The organism is Streptomyces griseofuscus, from assembly GCF_014673495.1.
GTDB lineage: Bacteria > Actinomycetota > Actinomycetes > Streptomycetales > Streptomycetaceae > Streptomyces > Streptomyces murinus.
This window is the reverse complement of the sequence record NZ_CP051006.1, coordinates 4,081,003-4,105,785: the sequence shown is the minus strand read 5'-3', so window position 1 is coordinate 4,105,785 and position 24,783 is coordinate 4,081,003. Positions and strand designations below refer to the sequence as shown.

The window sequence follows — 24,783 nt, the reverse complement described above, 5'->3', positions numbered from 1 at the left end:
TGGTGCTCGCCTGACGAGGAGGGCACCATGACGGTTGTGACGCACGCATCCCCGTTGACCGTGGAGTCGGATACCGCAGCGCCGAGAAGAAGCCCTTCGGTGCCAAGTTCTCCCTCCCGGAACCGCTGGGGATCGAGATCGACACCGAGGACCTCAAGCAGTACGTCGGCTGAGGCCCGCCCTCACCCCGCCACATCCCTCCTCCGCAGCCCCGCCAGCCCCACCCCCACCAGCACCACCGCGATCCCCGTGAGCGCCAGCATCGGCGGCCAGTGCACCGTGCCGCCCGGCAGCTTCGGGAGGTGGGTGAAGGGGGAGAGGTCCAGCAGGGACCGGGGGGCCTTCAGGGCGGGACCGATCCAGCCGAGGAGGAGGACGGCGCCGGCGACGCCCCAGGCCGCGGACGCGCCGCGGGGCAGGACGCCGTGGAGCAGGACGGCGATGCCGCCGATGACCCAGATCGCCGGGAGCTGGACGAGGCACGCGGCCAGCAGCGGGCCGACGTCCTTGCCGTAGCCCGCCGCGAAGCCCAGACCGGTGAGCAGCATCAGCAGGGCCGCGCCGCCGAAGGCGATCACCAGATGCCCGGCGGCCCAGCGCAGCCTGCCGACCGCGCCCGCGAGCACGGGTTCGGCCCGGCCGGAGGACTCCTCGCCGCTCAGCCGGAGCACCGACTGCACGATGTACAGCGCCGCCACCAGCCCCAGCATCCCGGTCAGCGCCGCCAGCAGCGCGTTCGTCAGCCCCGACTGCCCGCCCATCCGCTGGAAGATCTCCCGGGCCTGATCGCTGTCGCGCACCAGGTCCGCCGCGCCGGTCGCGACCCCGCCGTACACCACCCCCGCGACGAAGAACCCCAGTCCCCAGCCCAGCACACCGCCCCGCTGCAACCGCCAGGCCAGCGCGCCCGCCGTGCCGAGCCGTCCCGTCGCCGGTCCCGGCCGGGTCGGCAGGAAGCTCATCCCGAGGTCCCGGCGCCCGGCCAGCTCATAGGCGATCGCGCCCTGCACCAGGGCCGCCGCCGCGAACAGCGCGAGCACCCACCAGCGTTCGCCCGCGAAGGCCCGCAGCTCCTCCAGCCAGCCGAGCGGAGAGAGCCAGGTCATGGCCGAGGAACCGTCGGAGGACGCCGAGTCGCCCGCCGCGCGCAGCACGAACGCCGCGCCCAGCACCCCCGACGTCAGCCCCCGGGCGAGCCGCGCGCTCTCCGTCAGCTGGGCGACGATCGCCGCCATGGTCGCGAAGACCAGCCCGGTCCCGCCGACGCCGAGCCCGAACGCCACCGCCCCCGCGCCGCCCTGCGCGGCAAGGCCCGCCGCGATCAGTACCGCGAGGACCGCGTTCGCGGCCGCCGCCGTCACCAGGGCGGCCGTCAGCGGGGCCCGCCGTCCGACCGCTCCGGCCGACACCATCTCCTGGCGCCCGCTCTCCTCCTCGTCCCGGGTGTGGCGTACGACGACCAGCAGGCTCAGCACCGCGGCGAGCGCACCGGCGTACACGCCGACCCGCCAGGCCGTGAGCGCGCCCAGCGAGTCGGCGAAGACCGGTCCGACCATGGCGCGCAGCGAGGTGTTCGCCGCCATCTGGTGCATCAGGTCGGCGCGGGCGGCGGGGGTGCCGTAGATCGACCGGAGGCTGGCGGGCATGGACAGCACCATCAGCGTGATCACCGCGATCCAGACCGGGATCAGCACCCGGTCCCGGCGCAGCGCGAGGCGCACCAGGGTTCCGGTTCCGGCGAACGACCGGGCACCGCCCGCCCGCAGGGACACGACGGCCGCGCTCATACCGCCACCCCGTCCGGCTCCGCGTCGGCGTCCTGTGCGTAGTGCCGCAGGAACAGCTCCTCCAGCGTCGGCGGTGTCGACGTCAGCGTCCGCACCCCGGACTCACCCAACGCCCGCAGCAGGCCGTCGAGTTGATCGGTGTCCACCTGGAGCCGCACCCGCCGGCCCTGTACGTCGAGGTCGTGCACGCCCGGCAGCTCCGCCAACCCGCGCGGCTCGTCCATGAGTTCGGCGCTCACGCTGGTCCGGGTCAGATGCCGCAGCTCGGCCAGCGAACCGCTCTCCACCGTCCGCCCCTTGCGGATGATGCTGACCCGGTCGCACAGCTGCTCCACCTCGCCGAGGATGTGGGAGGAGAGCAGGACCGTACGGCCGCGCGCCCGCTCCTCCTCCACGCAGCGCCGGAAGACCTCCTCCATCAGGGGGTCGAGGCCCGAGGTCGGCTCGTCCAGGACCAGCAGATCCACGTCCGAGGCGAAGGCGGCGACCAGGGCGACCTTCTGCCGGTTGCCCTTGGAGTAGGTGCGGCCCTTCTTCGTCGGGTCCAGCTCGAAGCGTTCGACCAGTTCGGCGCGCCGCCGGGGATCGAGGCCCCCGCGCAGCCGGCCGAACAGGTCGATGACCTCGCCGCCGGACAGATTGCGCCACAGGGTCACATCGCCGGGCACATAGGCGATCCGCCGGTGCACCTCCACCGCGTCCCGCCAGGGGTCGCGCTCCAGCACCCGCACGGCGCCCGCGTCCGCGCGCAGCAGCCCGAGCAGCACCCGGATGGCGGTCGACTTGCCCGCGCCGTTCGGCCCGAGGAAGCCGTGCACCTCGCCGGCCTCGACCTCCAGATCGAGGCCGTCCAGCGCGTGGGTACGGCCGAAGGACTTGTGCAGTCCGGCGACCGTGATTGCCTTCGTCATGGGCCCGAACGTACGCTTCCTTCACAAATTTGTGAAGTTACCGAAGGTCCCTAAATTTGGGTACGGTGAGCACCATGACGGATGCGGTGGGCGCGGCAGGGGCGGGGCGGGATCCCGAGGCGGTCTCGGCCTTCGTGGAGCACTTCGCGGCGCAGCTCGTGGAGGCCGGGATGACCCGGATGCCCTCCCGGGTGTTCGCCGCCCTGCTCGCCTCCGACACCGGCACCCTGACCTCGGCCGAGCTGGGCGAGCAGCTGAGGATCAGCCCGGCCGCCGTCTCCGGCGCGGTGCGCTATCTCTCCCAGGTCCACATGGTCTCCCGCGAACGCGAACCCGGCTCCCGCCGTGAGCGCTACCGCGTGCACAGCGACCAGTGGTACGAGGCCCTCACCAGCCGCAACGCCATCATCAAGCGCTGGGAGGACGCCCTGCGCGAGGGCGTCACCAGCCTCGGCGCCGACACCCCCGCGGGCCGCCGCCTTGCCGAGACGCTGGACTTCTTCGAGTTCATCGAGCGGGACGTGGCGGAGATGATGGAGCGGTGGCGGGCCTACCGGGACGCGAGACACCGCTGAGTCCGTCACCGCTCCCTGGTCTCCTCCAGGATGGTCCGGCCCAGCAGCGCGTACCGCTCGGGTGCCCGCCGCTTGAGGTACTGCGCGTACGCCACCCCCGCCACCGCGACCGCCCCCACCAGCCACGGCGTGGCCCGCAGCACCAGCGATCCCGACTCGCTCCCCGCCGCCGCCCCCATGTTGGACACCAGCAGCACCACGACCCCGAGCATCGCCACCCCACCCACCAGCGGCGCGGCGAACGTACGGAACCAGTGCCGGCTCTCGGGGTGGTGCGAGCGGAAGTACGCCAGCACGGCGAACGAGCAGACGGCCTGGACGACCAGGATCGCCATCGTCCCGAGGATCGCGAGCAGCACGTACGTCCCGGTGTACGGGTCCTTCCCCGCGATCCAGAACGCGCCGATCAGCACCGCCGCCACCCCCGTCTGCACCAGCCCGGCGATGTGCGGCGAGCCGTGCCGGGCGTGGGTGCGGCCGACGGTGCGCTTGAGCGAGGGCAGCACGCCCTCGCGGCCCAGGGCGTAGAGATAGCGCGCGGCGCAGTTGTGGAAGGCCATCCCGCAGGCCAGTGACCCGGTGATCATCAGCCACTGCATGACGTCGACGGCCCAGTGGCCGACGTACCGCTCGGTGGGGTCGAAGAACATCGACAGGGGGTTCGCGGAGGACGCCGCCTTCACGGCCGCCGCCTCGCCGTTGCCGCAGATGGCCATCCAGGAGACGAGGACGTAGAAGACCCCGACGCCCAGGACGCTGACCATCGTCGCCTTGGGGATGATCCGCTTGGGGTCGCGGGACTCCTCGCCGTACATCGCGGTGGACTCGAAGCCGACCCAGGACCAGAAGGCGAAGAACAGGCCGAGCCCGGCGGACGTGCCCTTGAACGCGTTGACCGGGTCGATGGGCGCAAGGCTGAACCCGTGCGGCCCGCCGCCGTGCAGGGCGACGGACACGGCCATCGCGGCGAGCACCGTGACCTCGGTGGCCAGCAGCACCACCAGCAGTTTCTCGGCGACGCTGACCCCGAACCAGGTACCGGCGCTGTTGATCGCCAGCATCAGGATCGCGAAGGACCACCAGGGCAGATGCAGTCCGGTCTGGTCCCGCAGGGTGGTCGTGGCGAAGGTGGAGAAGATCCCGATGAGCGCGGGCTCGAAGACGACGTAGGCGAAGGTGGCGAGCAGCCCGGAGGCCAGCCCGATCGTGCGGCCGAGGCCGTAGGAGATGAATCCGTAGAAGGCGCCCGTCGACGTGATGTGCTTCGCCATCGAGGTGAATCCGACGGAAAAGATTGCCAGTACGACCATTGCGACGAGATAACTCGCGGGCGCCCCGATGCCGTTGCCAGACGACACCATGAACGGCACGTTCCCGGTCATCGCGGTGATCGGCGCGGCCGTCGCCACGGCCATGAACACCACACCGAGCAGCCCGACGGCATTGGGTTTCAGCCGATGAATCGTTTCGCCTCCATCGGTCCCCGCCGCCGGTACGACACCTTCGTCCACTGCCATGAATGACCCCCTCCGGGTCCGCTCCCTGGGTCCTGATGGAGCAGGATGCTGGACGAGAAGGGGGCACGGGAAGGGGTCGGAACGGTTAAATATTTGTCACTAGACCATTGGGGCGAGGCGCGCTGGGTCACGGACGGGCGGGGAGCACCAGTCCCCACGCCCCCTCGGCCACCCGCCAGGTCCGGCGCCGTACCGGGCCCGTCACCGACGCGTCCGCCCGGTAGTGGAAGTCGGGGCCGGTGACCGTGACCGTGCGTCCGCAGGCGCGCAGGGGCCCGGCCTCGGCGCCCACGGAGAGGGGATGGACCTCCAGTTCGGCGAGGCCGCCGGTGGCCGGGGTCAGGGAGAGGGACTCCACCGGCTGGTCGAGGTCCACCAGCGCCTCGCCGTCGACCTCCACCCGCAGCCGGGTGGGGCCGGGGGCGGGTATCGCGGACAGCCGGGTCGGGCGCGGGGTCAGGGTGCGCACCAGGGACCGGTACCAGGGGCGGGCGGCGGCCGCCATCGGCGTGCGCGCGGGCACCCGCGCCGGGGCCGGGGGGATGGCGAGCCCGCTGAGCACCAGGCCCCCGCTGTCGTCGGCCAGCAGGTCCAGGCGCCGCTCCGCGCCGTCGAGCACCGCCCGCGCCGCCGCCACCGCCCCGGTCGGCACCCCCAGGGACGCCGCCAGGGAGAGCGTCTCGCCCACCGGCACCACCGAGAGCGCGCATCCGGCCAGTTCCCGCTCCCGGTGCAGCAGGGTCACCGCGCGCATCAGGGCGGCGTCGTCGCCCACCACCACCGGTCGGCGGGAACCCCTACGGCCCAGTGCCCGGGCGAATTCCTCCGGGCCCTCCGGGAGACACACCTTGGCCGCCGCACCCGCGCTGAGCACGTCTTTCGCGATCCGTACGGACTCCCCGTCCGTCTGCCGTGCCCCCGGATCGATGATCACCAGCAGCTGATCGGACATCGCGAAAGTCGCCACCTCGGTCCTGCCTCGCTTCCTCGGGTAGCATCTTTGTGCAAGAGCCCCTTGCGCTATTGCGCCAGGGGCTTCGTCTATTCCGGGGCATCCGGTCCGACGGTTGTGCGGCCAACGACGGTCGCGGTGGCACGCGGCGGTGAACCTTACGCCCGCGCCCCTGACCTTGGACATGCCCCGCCCGGAAGGGGTGTACGCGCGTGCCCGCACTTGTGCTGCTCGGTGCTCAGTGGGGTGACGAGGGCAAGGGGAAGGCCACCGACCTGCTCGGTGGATCGGTGGATTATGTGGTGCGATACCAGGGCGGCAACAACGCCGGCCACACGGTCGTCGTCGGCGACCAGAAGTACGCCCTCCACCTCCTGCCCTCCGGCATCCTCTCTCCCGGATGCACGCCGGTCATCGGCAATGGTGTCGTCGTCGACCCCTCGGTCCTGCTCTCCGAGCTGAGCGGTCTGAACGAGCGAGGCGTCGACACCTCCAAGTTGCTCATCAGCGGCAACGCGCACGTCATCACGCCGTACAACGTGACGGTCGACAAGGTGACGGAACGCTTCCTCGGCAAGCGGAAGATCGGCACCACCGGTCGCGGTATCGGCCCCACCTACGCGGACAAGATCAACCGTGTGGGCATCCGGGTCCAGGACCTGTACGACGAGTCGATCCTCCAGCAGAAGGTGGAGGCCGCGCTCGACGTCAAGAACCAGGTCCTCACCAAGCTCTACAACCGCCGTGCCATCACCGCCGACCAGGTGGTCGAGGAGCTGCTGGGCTACGCCGAGCAGATCAAGCCGTACGTCGCCGACACCGTGCTGATCCTCAACCAGGCCCTGGAGCAGGACAAGGTCGTGCTCTTCGAGGGCGGCCAGGGCACGCTGCTCGACATCGACCACGGCACGTATCCCTTCGTCACCTCCTCCAACCCGACCGCGGGCGGCGCCTGCACCGGCGCGGGTGTGGGTCCGACGAAGATCAGCCGGGTCATCGGCATCCTCAAGGCGTACACCACCCGGGTCGGCGCCGGTCCGTTCCCGACCGAGCTGTTCGACGAGGACGGCGAGGCGCTGCGCCGGATCGGCGGCGAGCGCGGTGTGACCACCGGCCGCGACCGCCGCTGCGGCTGGTTCGACGCGGTGATCGCGCGCTACGCGACCCGGGTGAACGGCCTGACCGACTTCTTCCTCACCAAGCTGGACGTGCTCACCGGCTGGGAGCAGATCCCGGTCTGCGTGGCGTACGAGATCGACGGCAAGCGCGTCGAGGAACTGCCCTACTCCCAGACCGACTTCCACCACGCGAAGCCGATCTACGAGAACCTGCCGGGCTGGTCCGAGGACATCACCAAGGCGAAGACCTTCGCCGACCTGCCGAAGAACGCGCAGAGCTACGTCAAGGCGCTGGAGGAGATGTCCGGCGCCCCGATCTCCGCGATCGGCGTGGGCCCGGGCCGGGACGAGACGATCGAGGTCAACTCGTTCCTCTAGGCCCCCCGCGGGCCTCCGGTGATTCCTTTCGGTAAGCCGGAGTTCGACCCGTCTTCACCGTGCGGCAGCGCCCGCCGGATCCGCCTTCGGGCGGGACCGGCGGGCGCTCTCGTTTTCCGCCCCACCTGACTCATCCTTGACCTGGACATGGTCATCTCCTGGTTTGCGGCGATGAAGGGCACGAGCACGATCTACGCGGGTAGCCTCCGCATGGAACGCCCCTCTGCACGCGCCAACTCCAGTCTCAGGAGCCTTGAATGACCCACAGTCCCATGAACCGCCGGGAGTTCGTGAAGAAGTCGGCCGTCACCGGCGCCGCCGTCGCCGCGGCGGGCGCGGTGGGCAGCGGCAGTGCCGAGGCGGCCGAGCAGGGCCACGGCCACGGCCACGAGAAGGCGCCGCGCACCTGGTCGTTCTCCATCCTGGGCACCACCGACCTGCACGGCCATGTCTTCGACTGGGACTACTACGCCGACGCGCCCTACACCGACAAGGCCGGCAACTCGGTCGGCGTGGCCCGCGTCGCCACCCTCATCAAGCAGCAGCGCGAGGCCAAGGGCGAGCACCGGGTGCTGCTCGTGGACGCCGGCGACATCATCCAGGGCACCTCGCTCGCCTACTACTTCGCCCGGGTCGACCCGATCACCGGCACCGACGGCAAGCGCGGCCCCAAGCACCCCATGGCCGTCGCCATGAACCACATGCGCTACGACGCCGCCGCCCTCGGCAACCACGAGTTCAACTACGGCATCGACACGCTGCGCAAGTTCGAGGACCAGTGCGACTTCCCGCTGCTCGGCGCGAACGCCCTGCACGCCAAGACGCTGCGCCCGGCCTTCCAGCCGTACACCGTCAAGCACATCAAGGTCCCCGGCGCCCCCGACATCAAGGTCGGCATCCTCGGTCTGACCAACCCCGGCATCGCGATCTGGGACAAGGACAACGTCGGCGGCAAGCTGGTCTTCCCCGGCCTGGTCGAGCAGGCGAAGAAGTACGTGCCGCGGCTGCGCGCCCTCGGCTGCGACGTGGTCTTCCTGACCGACCACTCCGGCCTGGACGGCTCCTCCTCGTGGGGCGACGAACTCCCCTACATCGAGAACGCGTCCAACCTGGTCGCCGAGCAGGTCCCGGGCATCGACGCGATCCTGGTGGGCCACACCCATGTCGAGGTGCCGTCCTACACCGTCAAGAACGACGAGACCGGCGAGGACGTGCTGCTGTCCGAGCCGTACTGCTGGGGCTACCGGCTCAGCGTCTTCGACTTCGAGCTCGAACTGCACCACGGCCAGTGGAAGGTGACGAGCAAGAAGGCGCAGACCCTCAACCCCAACGGGGTGGCCGAGGACCCGCAGATCAAGAAGCTCCTGGAAGCCGACCACGAGCTGGTGGTGAAGTACGTCAACACCCCGGTCGGCACCTGCACGGCGGACCTCTCGGCGGCGGAGTCCTGCTGGAAGGACGTGCCGATCATGGACTTCATCCACAAGGTCCAGACCGAGACGGTCAGGGCCGGCCTGTCCGCGGCGGACGCCGCCCTCCCGCTGATCTCGGTCGCGGCGCCCTTCAGCCGCACCGCCGAGATCCCGCAGGGCAATGTCACCATCAAGGACATCGCCGGGCTCTACATCTACGACAACACGCTCTACGCCAAGAAGCTCACGGGCGCCCAGCTCAAGGACTACCTGGAGTACGCGGCCAAGTACTACATCCGGGTCCCGGCGGGCACGAAGGTCGACACCGCGACCCTCACCAACGCCAACAGCTTCTGGGACTACATGTACGACACGGCGGCCGGTGTCGACTACGACATCGACATCGCCCAGCCCGAGGGCTCCCGGATCAAGAACCTGAGCTACAACGGCACCGCCGTCGCCGACGACCAGGTCTTCGTGGTCGCCGTCAACAACTACCGCGCCAACGGCGGTTCGGGCTACCCGCACATCGCCTCGGCGGAGATCGCGTACAGCTCCACCAGCGAGATCCGCGACATGATGATCGACTACGTCACCGCGACCAAGACCCTCGACCCGGCCGACTTCGCGGTCACCAACTGGAAGCTGACCCAGGCGGGCACGCCGGTCTTCTAGCCCGGACGCCGGACGCCGGACATCAGGCACCGGACACCCGTCCACCCGCGCCACGGGTGGGCGGGTGCCGTACGCCCCGGTCAGCTGAAGACGATCATCGAGCCCTGGGCCAGCGAGCGGGTCGCGGCGGCGTGCAGGCCCAGCCAGACATGGCGTTCGCGGGAGAAGGGGTTCGGGTCGTAGGGGGTGGAGGCGGCCGGTTCCTCCAGTTCGGTGGGGGCCGCGGGCGGGGCCGGAGGCGCCGGGGGGTTGGCCGGGTCGATGCCGATCACCGGGGCGACGTACTGGAGTTCGCGCAGCAGCGCCTGGGCGGAGCCCAAGGGCCCGCCGCCCGCCAGAAGTTGCTCGTCGGCCAGCGGATGCGGGAAGTCGACCGGGACGTAGGCGCCCGCGTGGTCGTAGTGCCAGACCAGGTGCGACTGCTGGGCCGTGGACTCGAACATCTCCAGCAACTGCTCGTAGTCCCCGCCGAGTTCGTCCACCGGCGTCACCGGCAGTCCGCAGACCTGGAGCAGATAGGCGCGGCGCAGGAAGTGCAGGGCGTCGTAGTCGAACCCGGCGACCGGCGCGACCTCGCCGGACAGGCCCGGCATGTACTGGTACACCGGCACCGGCGGCAGCCCCGCCGCGGCCAGCGCGTGGTTGTAGTGCGCGAGTTCCTCGGCGAACGGATTGTCCGGCGTGTGGCACAACACGTCGACGAGCGGGACCAGCCACAGGTCACAGGCCAAAGAGAGCTCCTCACACAAAGAGGTGGTCCGGGAAGCGTAATCGGTGCACGGGTGGTCCCATACCCCCACGTCCGCTCAGCTATCGGACAGATCTTCCAGCAGGGCGAGCGAGTGGGCGTTGGCCGCGGCGACCAGGGCGCGGGCGGCCTCGGTGTCCCGCCGGGCCAGGGCCTCGACCAGGTCCGTGTGGCCGGCCCACAGCCGGCCGCGCGGATCGGGCAGCCGGCGCAGCCGCTGGACCGCGCAGACCCAGGACTGCACGCGCAGCCGGTGCAGGAAGTCACCGAGGTAGGGGTTGCCGAACAGGACGCTCAACTCGCGCCAGAAGCGCAGGTCGTAGCCGATCAGCACGGTGAGGTCGCCCGCGGCGGCGGCGCGCTGGGCCTCCTCGCCGCGGCGGCGCACGGTGGCCAGCAGGGCGAGGGTGCGCGGGTCCTCGAACGGGGTGCGGAAGGCGGGGTGCCCGGCGGCGAGGGCCTGGAACATGCCGTCCGTGACCAGGCTGCGGGCCTCGATCATGTGCCGGTAGTCGGCGAGCGAGTACTCGGGCACCCGGAAGCCGCGATGCTGGTCGGCCTCCAGGATGCCCTGCGCGGACAGGTCGACCAGCGCCTCGCGCACCGGGGTGGCGGAGACGCCGTACTGGTCGGCGATCTCCTTCACGGTGAACGCCCGGCCCGGCCGCAGCCGCCCCGCCAGCACCTCGTCACGGAGCGCGTCCGCGATCTGCTGGCGCAGGGTGCTGCGGGTGACGATGCCGTTGCCGGACATGGCCGGTCTCTCCTCACGCGTATGGGTGACGTACTCGCACGTATGGCCGACTCCTCAGAGTCTTACGAGCACGTCACCTTACGCGTTCGGCCTTTGCCGACGGCAGTACCGAGCCGGTTACGCCGTGTACTCGTCCGCCACGGACAGCGCGGCGTCGAGGGCGGCCAGGCCCTCCTTCAGCTCCGCCTCGCTCGTGTTGCACGGCGGCACCACATGGGTGCGGTTCATGTTCACGAACGGCCACAGGCCCTGCTTCTTGGCCGCCGCGGCGAAGGCGGCCATCGGCGCGTTCGCCTCACCGGCCGCGTTGTACGGCACCAGGGGCTCCCGTGTCTCCTGGTCCTTGACCAGCTCCAACGCCCAGAACATGCCCACACCGCGGACCTCGCCCACGCTCGGGTGGCGCGCCGCCAGCTCGGCCAGGCCCGGCGCCAGCACGCTCTCGCCGAGCCGCTTGGCGTTGGCCACCACGCCCTCCTCAGCCATCACGTTGATCGTGGCGACGGCGGCGGCACAGGCCAGCGGGTGCCCGGAGTAGGTCAGACCGCCCGGGTAGGGGCGCTTGCCGAAGGTCTCCGCGATCCTCCCCGAGATGGCCACGCCGCCGAGCGGCACATAGCCGGAGTTCACACCCTTGGCGAAGGTCATCAGGTCCGGTACGACATCGAACAGATCGGCGGCGAACCACTCGCCGGTACGGCCGAATCCGGCCATGACCTCGTCCAGGACGAAGACGATCCCGTACCTGTCGCACAGCTCGCGCACCCCGGCGAGGTAGCCCGGCGGGGGCAGCATGATCCCGGCGGTGCCGGGGATCGTCTCCAGGATGATCGCGGCGATGGTGCCGGGACCCTCGAAGGCGATCGTGGTCTCCAGGTGCTCCAGCGCCCGCGCGGTCTCCTGCTCCTCCGTCTCGGCGTAGAAACGGGAGCGGTACAGGAACGGAGCCCAGAAGTGCACGACACCGCTGGTGCCGCTGTCGGAGGGCCAGCGGCGGGGGTCGCCGGTGAGGTTCACGGCCTGCTGGGTGCCGCCGTGGTAGGAGCGGTACGCCGAGAGCACCTTCGGGCGGCCGGTGTGCAGCCGGGCCATGCGCACCGCGTGCTCCACCGCGTCGGCGCCGCCGTTGGTGAAGAAGATCTTGTCCAGGTCGCCGGGGGTCCGCTCGGCGATCAGCCGGGCCGCCTCCGAGCGGGCCTCGATCGCGAACGCCGGGGCGAACGTGGTCATCGTCGCCGCCTGCTCCTGGATGGCCGCGACGACCTTGGGGTGCTGGTAGCCGATGTTGGTGTAGACGAGCCCGCTGGTGAAGTCCAGATAGCGCGTGCCGTCGTAGTCCCAGAAGTACGACCCCTCGGCGCCGGCGACGGCGAGCGGGTCGATGAGGTCCTGGGCGGACCAGGAGTGGAAGACGTGCGCACGGTCCGCGGCCTTCACTGCGGCACCGGCTGCGGGATCGGTCTGAGGGGTCATGCGGGCGAGCGTAAATGTCCGGGATGCGGACGCGGTATCGGCGTCCTGTGCCGTGGGCGGGCCCAATCCGCGACAGGTTGTCGACACTAAGTCGGGCAGGGGCGTGCAGCCTGTTACGGAACCGTGGACGACCGAGCCTCCGGCACCTTGTACGACCGGATTATTCTCGGGCCGTTGCCACAGCTGACGGGGCGGGAAGGGCGGGCGGTCATGGAGGAACTCGGTCCGGGGGACCCCCAGAGGATCGGGGGGTACCGGCTGCTGGCGCGGCTGGGCGCGGGCGGCATGGGCAGGGTGTACCTGGCCCGCTCGGACCGGGGCCGTACGGCCGCCGTGAAGCTGGTGCGCGAGGAGCTGGCCGCGCGGGAGGAGTTCCGGGCGCGGTTCCGGCGCGAGGTGGGCGCCGCGCGGCGGGTCGGCGGGTACTGGACCGCGCCGGTGCTGGACGCGGACACCGAGGCGGCGGTGCCCTGGGTGGCCACGGGATATGTGGCCGGGCCCAGCCTCGAACAGGTCGTGGGGCACGATCACGGGGCGCTGCCGGAGCGGTCGGTACGGATTCTCGCGGCGGGGCTCGCGCACGCGCTGAAGGACATCCACGCGGCCGGGATCGTGCACCGGGACCTGAAGCCGTCCAATGTGCTGGTGACCATCGACGGGCCGCGCGTGATCGACTTCGGTATCGCCCGCGCCCTGGAGACGGGCACGGCGGGCGGCGAGGGGCTCACCCAGACCGGGTCGCTGGTCGGCTCGCCGGGGTTCATGGCGCCGGAGCAGGTGCGCGGGGACAAGGTCACCCCGGCGTGCGACGTCTTCTCGCTCGGCTCGGTGCTGACGTACGCGGCGACCGGGCGGATGCCGTTCGGGAACGCCGGCGGCGGGGTGCACGCGCTGATGTTCCGGATCGCCCAGGAGGAGCCGGATCTGGCGGGGGTGCCGGAGGGCATCGCCGATCTGGTGCGCCAGTGCCTGCGCAAGGATCCGGCGGCCCGGCCGTCGCTGGACGCGCTGCTGGAGCGCACGGGGGCGGAGGACACGGTGTCCGACGGCCGCTCCCGCGACCCCTGGCTGCCCGGCGCGCTGGTGGCCCAACTGGGGCGGCACGCGGTGGGGTTGCTTGAGGTGGAGGAGCCGGCGGCGGAGGGCCTCGCCGCGGCGGCACCGGGTGCGCGCGCCGCGGGGGACGCCGGACCGGAGGGCGGCGGTTCGCCCGAGCACTCCGCCGTCTCGGACGGGGGCGGGACGGCCGCCGCGCAGGGGAGCGGTTCCGGTACCGAGCGGCCGCCGTCGGCGGGGGAGGGCGCGCCGCTGCCGGTGACGGTCCCCGGGGCGTACGGGGATCCCCGGCAGGAGGCCCAGCCGCACCCCCAACAGGGCGCCCGGCAGCCGTACTTCGCACCGGGCGCCGCGGCCGCGCCGTCGCCGCGGACGCCCCAGGCCTTCGGGTACGGGTACCCCCAGCAGTCGTACCCGCCGTACGGCACGGAGCCCGAGCCGGAGCGGCGCAGCGGGCGGTCCACGGCCCTGCTGGTCGTGATCGCGGTGATCGTGGCGGTGGGCGCGGGCGGTTCGGTGTACGCGCTGCTGAACGGCGGAGCCGAGAACAAGGGCGGCGGCACGGCCGGTCCCGCGCCTGCCTCGCGGTCCGCGTCGCCCACCGGTTCCGGGGAGCGCGGTCCGGACCCGTCCTCGCCCTCCTCCTCGGGCGCGGGTGCCGTCCCGGACGCCTATCTCGGGACCTGGGCGGCGACCATCGACAGCGCGAGCGGCACCAACACCCGCCGGCTCACCATCCGGCAGGGAAAGGTGGGGGAGGACGTGCTGACGCTGGAGGCGCAGGGCCCGGCGGAGGGCGGCGGGATGTACCACTGCGTCTTCACGGCCGAACTCAGCCAAGCGCCGTACGCCGGGGGGCCGTTGGAGATCGGGCCGTCCGTCGTGACCAGCGGCGAGCCCCTCTCCTCGTGCTCCCCGGGCGACCCGACGGAGGTCAGCCTGCTGCCGGACGGACGGTTGCAGCGGGCGCAGCAGGGCGGCGGGGAGAGCCTGACGTACACCCGGCAGTGAGGGGGTGGTCGCTGCGCGTCGAGAACGACGGCTCGCTCGGCATCCGGCTGTCCGCGGGGAAGGTGTCGAACCGGGCGCAGCCGGGCGGGGAACGGGCAGGACATCGTCCGCGCACACGGACATGTGCCGTGCTGGACGCCGGAGGGACTGAAGTTGTGGGCCAGGCGGCCGGTGGGCGACCCGACCCCCGCGGTCACCTCGGCTCCGGTGGCCGCTGCCTCGGCATGTTCGGCCGCGCGCCCCCCGCCGGGGGCAGGACGAATCTGGCCGCCTGCCCCACCACCTCCTGCCGCGGCACATACGCCGCCGACTGTGCCCCCACCGGCGCCGCGCCCGCCCGGAACGCCACCATCCAGTCCGCCGTCTCCGCCCGGACCAGCTCCGTCATGTCCTCCGAGAACCGGCGCAGCAGGACCACGCACCGCTCCGCCGCCTCGCTCGCCGTGCCCTCCGTGGGGCCCAGCACCTCCCGCACCCCCTCCACCGCCCAGTCGAACTGGAGCGCCTGGAGGCGCCGCTGCACCGCCTGTGCCGTCGCCACGTCCCGCATCCAGCCGGACGTCACCCCGAAGTACCGGTCCGCACCGGCGCACGCGGCCGCGAGGAGCAGGGCCAGGCACCCCCAGGGCGCCACGCCCTGGGCCACCTTCGTCAGATCCAGCAGCGGCAGCGCCGCCCCGGTCACCGCGCCCACCGCCGCCCCGGCCCGCAGCACCCGCGCCCCGCGCCGTTTCCACACCCGGTCCCGCAGATACCAGTCCGCCGTCCGCAGCGCGCCGTGCTCCACCCATCGGTACAGCTCGTCCAGCCGCTCGCCGGGCTCGCCCCAGTCACCGGGCGGCAGCGCCCGCCCGGTCAGATCACCCGGCCGGGGTCCGGCCGAGCCCTCGCCCCGCCCGTCCTGAGGCGGCCCCTCGGGCTGCATCTCCGGCTGACCCACCCGGCACTCCCTACTGATCACGACCGGTCACGTAGCGTGACATCCCCTGCCGACGTGCGCCACCCTTCCTACCGCCCAACGGGTGGCCCGGTCGTGACTTTCCCGGCTTTTCCGCCCGGAAGAAGGCCTTGATCAGCTATAGATCCGCCATCTCTCTCACTCGAAAGAGTGGCGGTGTGATGGCCGCCTGGACCACGTAGGCTCGTGCCAAGAAGAAAGACACAGAGGAGCTGATCGTGATCCCCGGTGGTGGCCAGCCCAACATGCAGCAGTTGCTCCAGCAGGCCCAGCAGATGCAGCAGGATCTACAGCGGGCCCAGGAGGAACTGGCGAACACGGAGGTCGACGGGCAGTCGGGCGGCGGCCTGGTCAGGGCCACCGTGACCGGCGCCGGCGAGCTGCGCGGCCTGAAGATCGACCCCAAGGCGGTGGACCCGGAGGACACCGAGACCCTCGCCGACCTGATCGTGGCCGCCGTACAGGCGGCGAACGAGAACGCGCAGGCGCTCCAGCAGCAGAAGCTCGGCCCGCTGGCCCAGGGCCTGGGCGGCGGCACGGGCATCCCCGGTCTGCCGTTCTGACTCCGGTCCAACTAGCGTACGTACCGAAAGGTCTCCAGGAAGGGCAGTCCGTTGTACGAAGGCGTGGTCCAGGACCTCATCGACGAGCTGGGGCGGCTGCCCGGCGTCGGTCCCAAGAGCGCGCAGCGGATCGCCTTTCACATCCTCCAGGCCGAGCCGACGGACGTGAAGCGGCTCGCGCAGGCGCTCCTGGAGGTCAAGGCGAAGGTCCGCTTCTGCGCGACCTGCGGCAATGTCGCGCAGGAGGAACTGTGCAACATCTGCCGTGACCCGCGCCGCGACCCCGCGGTGATCTGTGTCGTGGAGGAGCCGAAGGACGTCGTCGCGATCGAGCGCACCCGCGAGTTCCGCGGCCGCTACCACGTGCTCGGCGGGGCGATCAGCCCCATCGAGGGTGTCGGTCCCGACGACCTGCGTATACGGGAACTTCTCACGCGGTTGGCCGACGGGACGGTCACGGAGCTGATCCTGGCCACCGATCCGAATCTGGAGGGCGAGGCGACGGCCACGTACCTCGCGCGCATGATCAAGCCCATGGGCCTGAAGGTCACCCGCCTGGCCAGCGGCCTCCCGGTGGGTGGCGACCTGGAATACGCGGACGAGGTCACCCTCGGCCGCGCCTTCGAGGGGAGAAGACTCCTAGATGTCTGACGCCACGCTGCACGCCACGTCGCAGAACCCCGACGACTTCGCCGTACAGGTCGCGGACCAGGTCGAGAGCTTCCTGGTGGCCGTGACGGAGGTGGCGCGGGGCGACGAGCCCGGCTCCACCGTCCCCTTCCTGCTCCTGGAGATCTCCCAGCTGCTGCTGGCCGGCGGCCGGCTGGGCGCCCATGAGGACATCGTCCCGGACGATCGCTACGAGCCCGATCCGGGCCCGGAGCCGGACGTGGACGGGGTGCGGGAGAACTTCGCCCGGCTGCTGGAGCCCGTCGACGTCTACTCCGAGGTCTTCGACCCCTACGAGCCCCGCAAGGCCCCGGTGCCGGCCCGGATCTCCGACGACCTCGCCGACATCATCACGGACCTGCGCCACGGCATGGTCCACTACCGCGCGGGCCGCACCACCGAGGCCCTGTGGTGGTGGCAGTTCTCCTACTTCTCCAACTGGGGTCCGACGGCCTCCGCCGTGCTGCGCGCCCTCCAGTCGGTGCTCATCCACGTCCGCCTCAACCAGCCCCTGGAGGAGCTGGACGGCCTGGACACCGACCAGAGCCCCATGGGCGACGAGACCCTGGAGTTCGAGGCGGGCCGGGTGATGGCCGAGGAGATCGGCGGACCGCTGGGGATGCGGCCCGGTTCGTGACGCCGTAGCCACGCCGCGCGGGTACGGCGCCGGGTGTGACCCGGGGCACGTTCCGCGTGGGTCGGTTCCGGGCGGGCAGAAGGCCATCCGGAAGCGGGCGTCCCGGGTCCCATGGGCTGATGTCTCACCATGCGGGAGCAGGGTGGTGGATTTTGGACGCTCGTTAAACTGAGCCGACACAAACGAACCGAGCGAGGAGCGCACGTGGGCCTTGTCGTGCAGAAGTACGGAGGCTCCTCCGTAGCCGATGCCGAGGGCATCAAGCGCGTCGCCAAGCGGATCGTGGAAGCGAAGAAGAACGGCAACCAGGTTGTCGTCGTCGTTTCCGCGATGGGCGACACGACGGACGAGTTGATCGATCTCGCCGGGCAGGTCTCTCCGATGCCTGCCGGGCGCGAATTCGACATGCTGCTGACCGCCGGAGAGCGGATCTCCATGGCGCTGCTGGCCATGGCGATCAAAAACCTGGGCCATGAGGCCCAGTCCTTCACCGGCAGCCAGGCCGGCGTCATCACCGACTCGGTCCACAACAAGGCCCGGATCATCGATGTCACGCCGGGCCGCATCCGGACCGCGCTGGACGAGGGCAACATCGCGATCGTCGCCGGTTTCCAGGGCGTCAGCGCCGACAAGAAGGACATCACCACGCTCGGCCGCGGTGGCTCGGACACCACCGCCGTGGCCCTCGCCGCCGCCCTCGACGCCGAGGTCTGCGAGATCTACACCGACGTCGACGGCGTGTTCACCGCCGACCCGCGGGTGGTCAAGAAGGCGAAGAAGATCGACTGGATCTCCTTCGAGGACATGCTGGAGCTCGCGGCCTCCGGTTCCAAGGTCCTGCTCCACCGCTGTGTGGAGTACGCCCGCCGCTACAACATCCCGATCCACGTACGCTCCAGCTTCAGCGGGTTGCAGGGCACATGGGTCAGCAGTGAGCCGATTGGGGACAAGAAGGTGGAGCAGGCCATCATCTCCGGTGTCGCGCACGACACCTCCGAGGCCAAGATCACGGTCGTCGGTGTGCCGGACAAGCCGGGTGAGGCCGCCGCCATCTTCCGGGCCATCGCCGACGCGCAGATCAACATCGACATGGTCGTGCAGAACGTGTCCGCCGCCGCCACCGGCCTGACGGACATCTCCTTCACGCTGCCGAAGACCGAGGGCCGCAAGGCCATCGGCGCCCTGGAGCGCAACCGCCCCGGCATCGGCTTCGACTCGCTGCGCTACGACGACCAGATCGGCAAGATCTCCCTGGTCGGCGCGGGTATGAAGACCAACCCGGGCGTCACCGCGGCCTTCTTCGAGGCGCTGTCCGACGCGGGGGTGAACATCGAGCTGATCTCGACCTCCGAGATCCGTATCTCGGTCGTCACCCGCAAGGACGATGTGGCGGAGGCCGTGCGCGCCGTGCACACTGCCTTCGGGCTCGACTCCGACACCGACGAGGCCGTCGTCTACGGAGGCACCGGCCGATGAACGCCAAGCCGACGCTCGCGGTCGTGGGAGCGACCGGAGTGGTCGGCCGGGTCATGCTCCAGATCCTTTCCCAGCGCAAGGACATCTGGGGTGAGATCCGTCTGTTCGCCTCCCCCCGCTCGGCCGGCCGCAAGCTGGCCGTGCGCGGGGCGGAGGCCGAGGTCTCGGTCCTGACCGAGGGCTGCTTCGACGGGGTCGACATCGCCCTGTTCGACGTGCCGGAGCGGGTCGCCGCCGAGTGGGCGCCGATCGCCGCCGCGGCCGGCGCGGTGGTCGTGGACAACTCCGGCGCCTTCCGCGCCGATCCTGATGTGCCCCTGGTGGTGCCCGAGGTCAACGCGCACCGGGTGCGCAACCGCCCGCGCGGCATCATCGCCAACCCCGGCGCCACCACCCTCACGATGATCGTCGCGCTCGGCGCCCTGCACGCCGAGTACGGGCTGCGCGAGCTGGTGGTCTCCTGCTGCCAGGCGGTGAGCGACGCCGGCCGGGCCGGGGTGGAGGCGCTGCGCGCCCAGCTGTCCCAGGTCGCCGGCACCGAGCTGGGCACCGCGCCGGGAGACGTACGACGCCTCGTGGGTGACGCCACCGGACCGTTCCCGGAGCCGGTCGCGCTGAACGTCGTACCGTGGGCCGGCACCGTGGCCGAGGACGGCTGGTCCTCGGCGGAGCTGCGGGTGCGCGAGGAGACCCGCCGGATCCTCTCGCTGCCCGGCTTGCCCATCGCCGTCACCTGTGTCCGGGTGCCGGTGGTCACCACCCACTCCCTCACGGTCCACGCCCGCTTCCAGGGAGCGGCCGGCGTGGACGGCGCCCGCGAGATCCTCGCCACCGCGCCCGGTGTGGTGCTGTGCGACGACCCGGCGGCCGGTGAGTTCCCCACCCCCGCCGACGTGGTGGGCACCGATCCCGCCTGGGTGGGGCGGCTGCGGCAGTCGCTGGACGACCCGACCGCGCTCGAACTCTTCGTCTGCGGCGACAATTTGCGCAAAGGCGCCGCATTGAACCTCGTACAGATCGCGGAGCTGGTCGCCCAGGAGTCCGCCGGGTGAACCGTGTGGCCGCTTTGTAGGATCTGTGTGCGAAGTGTGTCCGGCGGCATGGTCCAAACCGCTTGAGCCGGCCCTCTCGGCGACAGAAGATGTGGCTCCCCGCCCTCCGCAACCACGCGGAGGGCGGGAGCGTCTTTGCGGTCACTCTTCGGGGCGTGGGGGCGCCGTGAGCGGACCGGGCGCGGGGATGCCCGTCCACATCGGACATAGGGGAAGAGCGGGACGCATGACGGCACTTGAGGCACCGCCGGCTGTCGCACATGTGACGCCCGGCGCGTACAACCCTGGCGGGGGCAGACGTGTCCAACAGGCGTGGCAGAGGTACTGGAACTCACAGGGGGACGCGGCACCGCGGCCCTTCGGCCGCCGCGTGCGGCGTTGCGCCCCCGCACGCCCGGCGGCATGCCGGTGATCGCGCCCATGCCAGCCGCGCGGCCCGCCCGCATACCCGGTCAGCGTGACGGCGCCGACGACACCGCGGCCACGGAGGCCGTCACCGGCACCACCGTGGACCATCTCACCGAGACCTACCGGGCGCACTACCGCTCGCTGCTGGGTCTCGCCGCCCTCCTCCTCGACGACACCGCCTCCTGCGAGGACGTCGTCCAGGAGGCCTTCATCCGGGTCCACTCGGCGCGCAAACGCGTCCGCGACCCGCAGAAGACCCTCGCCTACCTCAGGCAGACGGTCGTCAATCTCTCCCGCTCCACGCTGCGCCGCCGCATCCTCGGCCTCAAGCTGCTCGCCAAGCCGATGCCGGACATGGCGAGCGCGGAGGAGGGCGCGTACGACCAGCTGGAGCGCCGCGACCTCATCAAGGCGATGAAGGGGCTCCAGCGCCGCCAGCGTGAGGTCCTGGTCCTGCGCTACTTCGCGGACATGACCGAGGCCCAGGTCGCCGAGACGCTCGGCATCTCCCTGGGCTCGGTGAAGGCGTACGGCTCGCGGGGCATCGCCGCGCTGCGGGTGGCCATGGAGGCACTCGCATGACCGGGCACCCGCACCGCAACGCCACGACCACACCTCACCGCACGCTGGGAACGAAACTGTGAACCACGGCCCCGACGACCGGAGCACCGAGGGGCTCGAACCCGAACACGACCGGGAGAGCGCCGACTTCTTCGGCTCCCCCCTCGACGGCGGGGAGCCGGACGCGCGTCCGGGAGCCGAGGGCGAGTGGCTCGCCCGGACGTTCGGCGGACTCGGCTCGGACGAGGCGGCGGTGCGGCGGCTGCTGCACTCCGCGGTCGACGGCGTCGAGCCGGGCGCGGGCACCCTGGAGCGGCTGCGCCGGGCGGTCCCCGCGCGCCGGGCCCGCAAGCGGCAGGCGGCCGTGGGCATGGCGGCGGCGGCCCTGTTCTTCGGTACGGCGATCCCGGCCCTGGTGCATGTCTCCGACTCCGGCGGCTCCGACCCGGACACCGCGATGGCCGGCCATTCCTCGCAGGCGCGGTCCGGCTCCGGGCACGACAAGGACAAGGCCGGCACCGCGGGCGGCGACAGGGGCACGGACGGCGGCTCGGTCCAGCCCGGCAAGGGGCCCGGGAAGCCGGGGGACAAGGACAGCAGGGGCACGGGCGACGCCGGGGGTGCCGGTGCCGCGAACCCCTCCGCGACCCTGGCCGCGGGCGTCCCGGTCTGCACGCCGGCCCAGCTGGGCTCGGCCACGGGCAGCGCGGCCGCGCCGGACTCCACGGGGATCGTGTACGGCACGTTCCGCGTCAGCAATGTCTCCTCCGGGCCCTGCGCGGTGAGCGGTGCGGGCACGGTGGGCGCGAGCGCGCAGGGCGCGGCGGACCCCGCGAAGATCGCCGTCGTACGGCATGCCGCGGGCGACGCGGCGACGGGCCTTCCCGACCCCTCCCAGGAGGCCACGGGTCTGGTCCTCCAGCCCGGCGCCGCCTACCAGGAGAAGTTCGCCTTCGTCCCCTCCGAGACCTGTCCCAGCACGGGCGGCCCGACCGGCGGCACGGACGGCGGCGCGACCCCGGACCCGTCCCCGACCCCGAGCGACGGCCCGGCCGACATCGGCAGCGCCTCCGGCACCACCCCCCAACTGGGCACGGGCGACACCACGGCCGACGGCAGCGTCCTGATCACCCACACCCCCGCCTCCGGCGGCCCGACGGCTTCGACGAAGGTGCCGGGGGAGTGCGCGGGGACGGTGTATTACACGGGGGTACTGGCGGATTCGTAGGAGGCCGGACACAGGGCCGCCTCTACTTACTGCGGGCAGTCGTGCCGCTTGGGGCGGCACCAACTCGGCTCAGCTGCTCGGTACCGAAACCGGCACGGTCTCCTCCGGCGCCAAGCCCAGCGCAGCGTCCCGTGCCGCCTCGGCCTCCCGCCGCAGCAGCCGGAACCACATGAACACCGTGAACCCGGCGAAGACGAACCACTCCCCGGTGTACCCGAGGTTCTGGAACGCCTTCAGATCCAGCCCCGTACCGTCCGGCGCCGACGCCGGCACCGCCTTCATCCCGGCATCCGCCCTGTCCAGCGTCACCCACGCGTCGTACAACCGGTCCGGCACCAGGTTGACCAACGCCGCCGAACTGATCGCCGCCGTCTGCCCCGCGGGCAGGCCGCCCTGCGCACTGACCCCGTTGTCCCCCGGAGTCTCGGACGCCTGCAACGCGCCGACGACGGTCACCTCACCGCGCGGCGCGGCGGGCGCCTTCGCCGCGGACGCCGTCCCGGGCAGCCACCCGCGCACCACGGGAAGCGACTTCCCCTGGTCGGTGCGCAGCAGCGTCAGGACGTAGAACCCGTTCTTGTCGTCCAGCTGCCGGCCGGGCACGAGCAGCTGCGCCCCGTACCGTCCGTGTGCGGACACCCGCCGCCCGGACGTGGCCTTGTTCACCGGCAGCATCGAGTCCAGCGGGCGGGCCGCCTGGCCGGCGTCGGACGCGGCCTGCCGGTTCGCGGCGTGTTCCTCGTGCACCCGCCCCTCGAACCGGCTCAGCTGCCAGGACCCCATGAAGATGCAGAAGGGGATGGCGAGCAGCACGAAGACGTTGATGCCCCACCAGCGCGGAGTCAGCAGAAACCGGTACACGCTCCCACGGTACGGCGCCCGCCCCACCGCCCCGCTCGCGGGTCGGCCCTCACACGTCCGTGCGCGGTGCCCCTGGCGGGAAAGTTATCCACAGGCTGCGCTCACCCGCCGCACAATTGTCGCGGCGGCCAGGCAGTATGGGGCGCATGACTGGGGCCAAGACTGAGAGCACGACGCCGAGCGCATCGCAGGCGCCGGGCAGCGCGGACATGCCGGACTGGGAGAAGCGGTTCCGGGCGCCGCGGGTGTCCCTGCCCGACTGGGCCGAGGACGCACCGGACCGCTCGCTGTTCGTGTCGAACGCGACGGGGACGTACGAGCTGTACGCGTGGAACCGCACCACGGGCGAGCAGCGCCAGGCCACCGACCGGCCGAACGGCACGACGGACGGCACCCTCTCCCCGGACGGCGCCTGGATCTGGTGGTTCGACGACAAGGACGGCGACGAGTTCGGCATCTGGCGCCGCCAGCCCTTCACCGGCGGCGCCGACGAGCCGGCCGTCCCGGGCCTCGCCGCCTCCTACCCGGCCGGCCTCGCCCTGGGCCGTGACGGGCGGACCGCGGTCGTCGGCCGCTCCACGGACGAGGACGGCACCACGATCCATCTGGCCCGCGCCGGCGCGGACCCGGTGGAGATCTACCGGCACCGCGAGTCCGCGGGCGTCGGCGACCTCTCCCGCGACGGATCCCTGATCGCCATCGAGCACACCGAGCACGGCGACGCCATGCACGCCGCGCTGCGCGTACTGCGCCCGGACGGCTCGGCGGTCGCCGACCTGGACGACACCAAGGGCGGCGCCGAGGAGCTGGGCCTGGAGGTGCTGGGCTTCGCCCCGGTCGACGGCGACACCCGGCTGCTCATCGGACACCAGCGCCGGGGCCGCTGGGAGCCGCTGGTGTGGGACGTGGCCACGGGCGAGGAGACGGACCTCGCCCTTGAGCTGCCCGGCGATGTCAGCGCCGAGTGGTACCCGGACGGCTCCGGCCTGCTGATCGCGCACAGCTTCGAGGCCCGCAGCGAGCTGTTCCGGTACGACCTGGCGAGCCGCGAGCTGACCCGTGTCCCCACCCCGCCCGGCACCGTCTCCGGGGCGACCGCGCGCCCGGACGGCAGCGTGGAGTACCTGTGGTCCTCCTCCGCCGAGCCGTCGGTGGTGCGCTCCACCTCCGGCGGTGTGGTGCTGGACCCGCCCGGCATGAAGTGCCCGCCGTCGGTGCCGGTGGAGGACGTATGGGTGGAGGGCCCCGGCGGCCGGATCCACGCCCTGATCCAGAAGCCCGCGGGCGCGACCGGCCCCCTGCCCACCGTCTTCGACCTGCACGGCGGCCCGACCTGGCACGACAGCGACTCCTTCGCCTCGGGCCCGGCCGCCTGGGTCGACCACGGATACGCGGTGGTCCGCGTCAACTACCGCGGCTCCACGGGGTACGGCCGCGCCTGGACCGACGCCCTCAAGCACCGGGTCGGCCTGATCGAGCTGGAGGACGTGGCGGCGGTCCGCGACTGGGCGGTCTCCTCGGGCCTCGCCGACCCCGACCGGCTGGTCCTCACCGGCGGCTCCTGGGGCGGCTACCTCACCCTCCTCGGCATCGGCACCCAGCCGGAGGCATGGACGGTCGGCATCGCGGTCGTCCCGGTCGCGGACTACGTCACGGCGTACCACGACGAGATGGAGGCCCTGAAGGCCATGGACCGCACCCTCCTCGGCGGCACCCCCGAGGAGGTCCCGGAGCGCTTCGAGGCGTCCTCCCCCCTCACCTACGTCGACCAGGTCAAGGCCCCGGTCTACATCTCGGCCGGGGTCAACGACCCCCGCTGCCCCATCCGCCAGATCGACAACTACATCCACCGCCTCCAGTCCCTCGGCGCCACCCACGAGATCTACCGCTACGACGCCGGCCACGGCTCCCTGGTCGTCGACGAGCGCATCAAGCAGGTGGCCCTGGAGCTGGACTTCGCCAAGCGGCACCTCCCGGCGTAGCCGTCCGCCCTGCCCGCCCGC

General features: G+C 71.7%; 21 protein-coding genes. 12 read left to right on the top strand and 9 right to left on the bottom strand.

Annotation, left to right across the window (positions count from 1 at the left end; genetic code table 11):
- Positions 1-182: 182 nt before the first annotated feature.
- Both HEP81_RS18250 and HEP81_RS18245 read right to left on the bottom strand, forming a co-directional pair.
- Positions 183-1,787: an ABC transporter permease gene (locus HEP81_RS18250; protein WP_037658427.1), complete on the bottom strand. Its 1,605-nt coding sequence runs from the start codon at positions 1,785-1,787 to the stop codon at positions 183-185.
- Complete coding sequence (locus HEP81_RS18245) at positions 1,784-2,698, bottom strand: ABC transporter ATP-binding protein (protein WP_037658429.1); 915 nt, start codon at positions 2,696-2,698, stop codon at positions 1,784-1,786. The genes HEP81_RS18250 and HEP81_RS18245 overlap by 4 nt, the downstream gene beginning before the upstream one ends.
- Before the next feature lie 74 nt (positions 2,699-2,772).
- On the opposite strand from HEP81_RS18245, the gene HEP81_RS18240 reads away from it, so the two are divergent.
- On the top strand, positions 2,773-3,273 hold the full coding sequence (locus HEP81_RS18240; RefSeq protein WP_037658431.1) for a GbsR/MarR family transcriptional regulator: 501 nt from the start codon (positions 2,773-2,775) through the stop codon (positions 3,271-3,273).
- A gap of 5 nt (positions 3,274-3,278) precedes the next feature.
- On the opposite strand, the gene HEP81_RS18235 is transcribed toward HEP81_RS18240, so the two are convergent.
- Positions 3,279-4,790: an APC family permease gene (locus HEP81_RS18235; RefSeq protein WP_037658433.1), complete on the bottom strand. Its 1,512-nt coding sequence runs from the start codon at positions 4,788-4,790 to the stop codon at positions 3,279-3,281.
- Between the two features lie 127 nt (positions 4,791-4,917).
- Positions 4,918-5,742 carry a diacylglycerol kinase family protein gene (locus HEP81_RS18230; RefSeq protein WP_190276010.1) on the bottom strand — a complete coding sequence of 275 codons (825 nt, stop codon included), beginning with the start codon at positions 5,740-5,742 and terminating at the stop codon, positions 4,918-4,920.
- Between the two features lie 212 nt (positions 5,743-5,954).
- Here HEP81_RS18230 and HEP81_RS18225 point away from each other — a divergent pair, with 212 nt between their 5' ends.
- A complete protein-coding gene (locus HEP81_RS18225) occupies positions 5,955-7,238 on the top strand; it encodes an adenylosuccinate synthase (RefSeq protein ID WP_037658437.1) in 1,284 nt (427 codons plus the stop codon).
- 257 nt (positions 7,239-7,495) lie between these two features.
- Complete coding sequence (locus tag HEP81_RS18220; protein WP_037658439.1) at positions 7,496-9,325, top strand: bifunctional metallophosphatase/5'-nucleotidase; 1,830 nt, start codon at positions 7,496-7,498, stop codon at positions 9,323-9,325.
- 80 nt (positions 9,326-9,405) lie between these two features.
- Here HEP81_RS18220 and HEP81_RS18215 read toward each other — a convergent pair whose 3' ends face one another.
- The 3 genes from HEP81_RS18215 to HEP81_RS18205 form a co-directional block, all read right to left on the bottom strand.
- Positions 9,406-10,056, bottom strand: a complete 651-nt coding sequence (locus HEP81_RS18215; protein WP_037658440.1) for a hypothetical protein — start codon at positions 10,054-10,056, stop codon at positions 9,406-9,408.
- Between the two features lie 75 nt (positions 10,057-10,131).
- Positions 10,132-10,827, bottom strand: a complete 696-nt coding sequence (locus HEP81_RS18210) for a GntR family transcriptional regulator (protein ID WP_037658442.1) — start codon at positions 10,825-10,827, stop codon at positions 10,132-10,134.
- Positions 10,828-10,944: 117 nt separating this feature from the next.
- On the bottom strand, positions 10,945-12,300 hold the full coding sequence (locus tag HEP81_RS18205; protein WP_037658445.1) for an aspartate aminotransferase family protein: 1,356 nt from the start codon (positions 12,298-12,300) through the stop codon (positions 10,945-10,947).
- A gap of 210 nt (positions 12,301-12,510) precedes the next feature.
- Between HEP81_RS18205 and HEP81_RS18200 the strand changes: the two genes are divergently transcribed.
- Complete coding sequence (locus HEP81_RS18200; RefSeq protein WP_037658446.1) at positions 12,511-14,367, top strand: serine/threonine-protein kinase; 1,857 nt, start codon at positions 12,511-12,513, stop codon at positions 14,365-14,367.
- Positions 14,368-14,560: 193 nt separating this feature from the next.
- Here HEP81_RS18200 and HEP81_RS18195 read toward each other — a convergent pair whose 3' ends face one another.
- The gene (locus HEP81_RS18195) at positions 14,561-15,307 is read right to left on the bottom strand and encodes an SLATT domain-containing protein (protein ID WP_037658447.1); all 747 of its coding nucleotides are present in this window, start codon (positions 15,305-15,307) and stop codon (positions 14,561-14,563) included.
- A 236-nt stretch (positions 15,308-15,543) separates the two neighbouring features.
- On the opposite strand from HEP81_RS18195, the gene HEP81_RS18190 reads away from it, so the two are divergent.
- The 7 genes from HEP81_RS18190 to HEP81_RS18160 all read left to right on the top strand — a co-directional run bounded on the left by HEP81_RS18190 (position 15,544) and on the right by HEP81_RS18160 (position 21,919).
- Positions 15,544-15,888, top strand: coding sequence for a YbaB/EbfC family nucleoid-associated protein (locus HEP81_RS18190; protein ID WP_037658448.1), 345 nt, complete (start codon positions 15,544-15,546; stop codon positions 15,886-15,888).
- Positions 15,889-15,939: 51 nt separating this feature from the next.
- Entirely contained in the window at positions 15,940-16,539 is a 600-nt protein-coding gene (recR, locus tag HEP81_RS18185; RefSeq protein ID WP_037658449.1) for a recombination mediator RecR, read from the top strand.
- Positions 16,532-17,194, top strand: coding sequence for a DUF5063 domain-containing protein (locus HEP81_RS18180; RefSeq protein ID WP_037658450.1), 663 nt, complete (start codon positions 16,532-16,534; stop codon positions 17,192-17,194). The genes recR and HEP81_RS18180 overlap by 8 nt, the downstream gene beginning before the upstream one ends.
- A gap of 204 nt (positions 17,195-17,398) precedes the next feature.
- Positions 17,399-18,670, top strand: a complete 1,272-nt coding sequence (locus tag HEP81_RS18175) for an aspartate kinase (RefSeq protein ID WP_037658452.1) — start codon at positions 17,399-17,401, stop codon at positions 18,668-18,670.
- Entirely contained in the window at positions 18,667-19,722 is a 1,056-nt protein-coding gene (locus tag HEP81_RS18170; protein WP_037658454.1) for an aspartate-semialdehyde dehydrogenase, read from the top strand. The genes HEP81_RS18175 and HEP81_RS18170 overlap by 4 nt, the downstream gene beginning before the upstream one ends.
- Before the next feature lie 312 nt (positions 19,723-20,034).
- Positions 20,035-20,712: a SigE family RNA polymerase sigma factor gene (locus HEP81_RS18165; RefSeq protein WP_078967502.1), complete on the top strand. Its 678-nt coding sequence runs from the start codon at positions 20,035-20,037 to the stop codon at positions 20,710-20,712.
- A 58-nt stretch (positions 20,713-20,770) separates the two neighbouring features.
- The gene (locus tag HEP81_RS18160; RefSeq protein ID WP_220511607.1) at positions 20,771-21,919 is read left to right on the top strand and encodes a hypothetical protein; all 1,149 of its coding nucleotides are present in this window, start codon (positions 20,771-20,773) and stop codon (positions 21,917-21,919) included.
- A 69-nt stretch (positions 21,920-21,988) separates the two neighbouring features.
- Here HEP81_RS18160 and HEP81_RS18155 read toward each other — a convergent pair whose 3' ends face one another.
- Positions 21,989-22,780, bottom strand: coding sequence for an SURF1 family protein (locus HEP81_RS18155; RefSeq protein WP_037658458.1), 792 nt, complete (start codon positions 22,778-22,780; stop codon positions 21,989-21,991).
- A gap of 209 nt (positions 22,781-22,989) precedes the next feature.
- Here HEP81_RS18155 and HEP81_RS18150 point away from each other — a divergent pair, with 209 nt between their 5' ends.
- On the top strand, positions 22,990-24,762 hold the full coding sequence (locus tag HEP81_RS18150; protein WP_167739858.1) for a S9 family peptidase: 1,773 nt from the start codon (positions 22,990-22,992) through the stop codon (positions 24,760-24,762).
- Positions 24,763-24,783 lie beyond the last annotated feature (21 nt).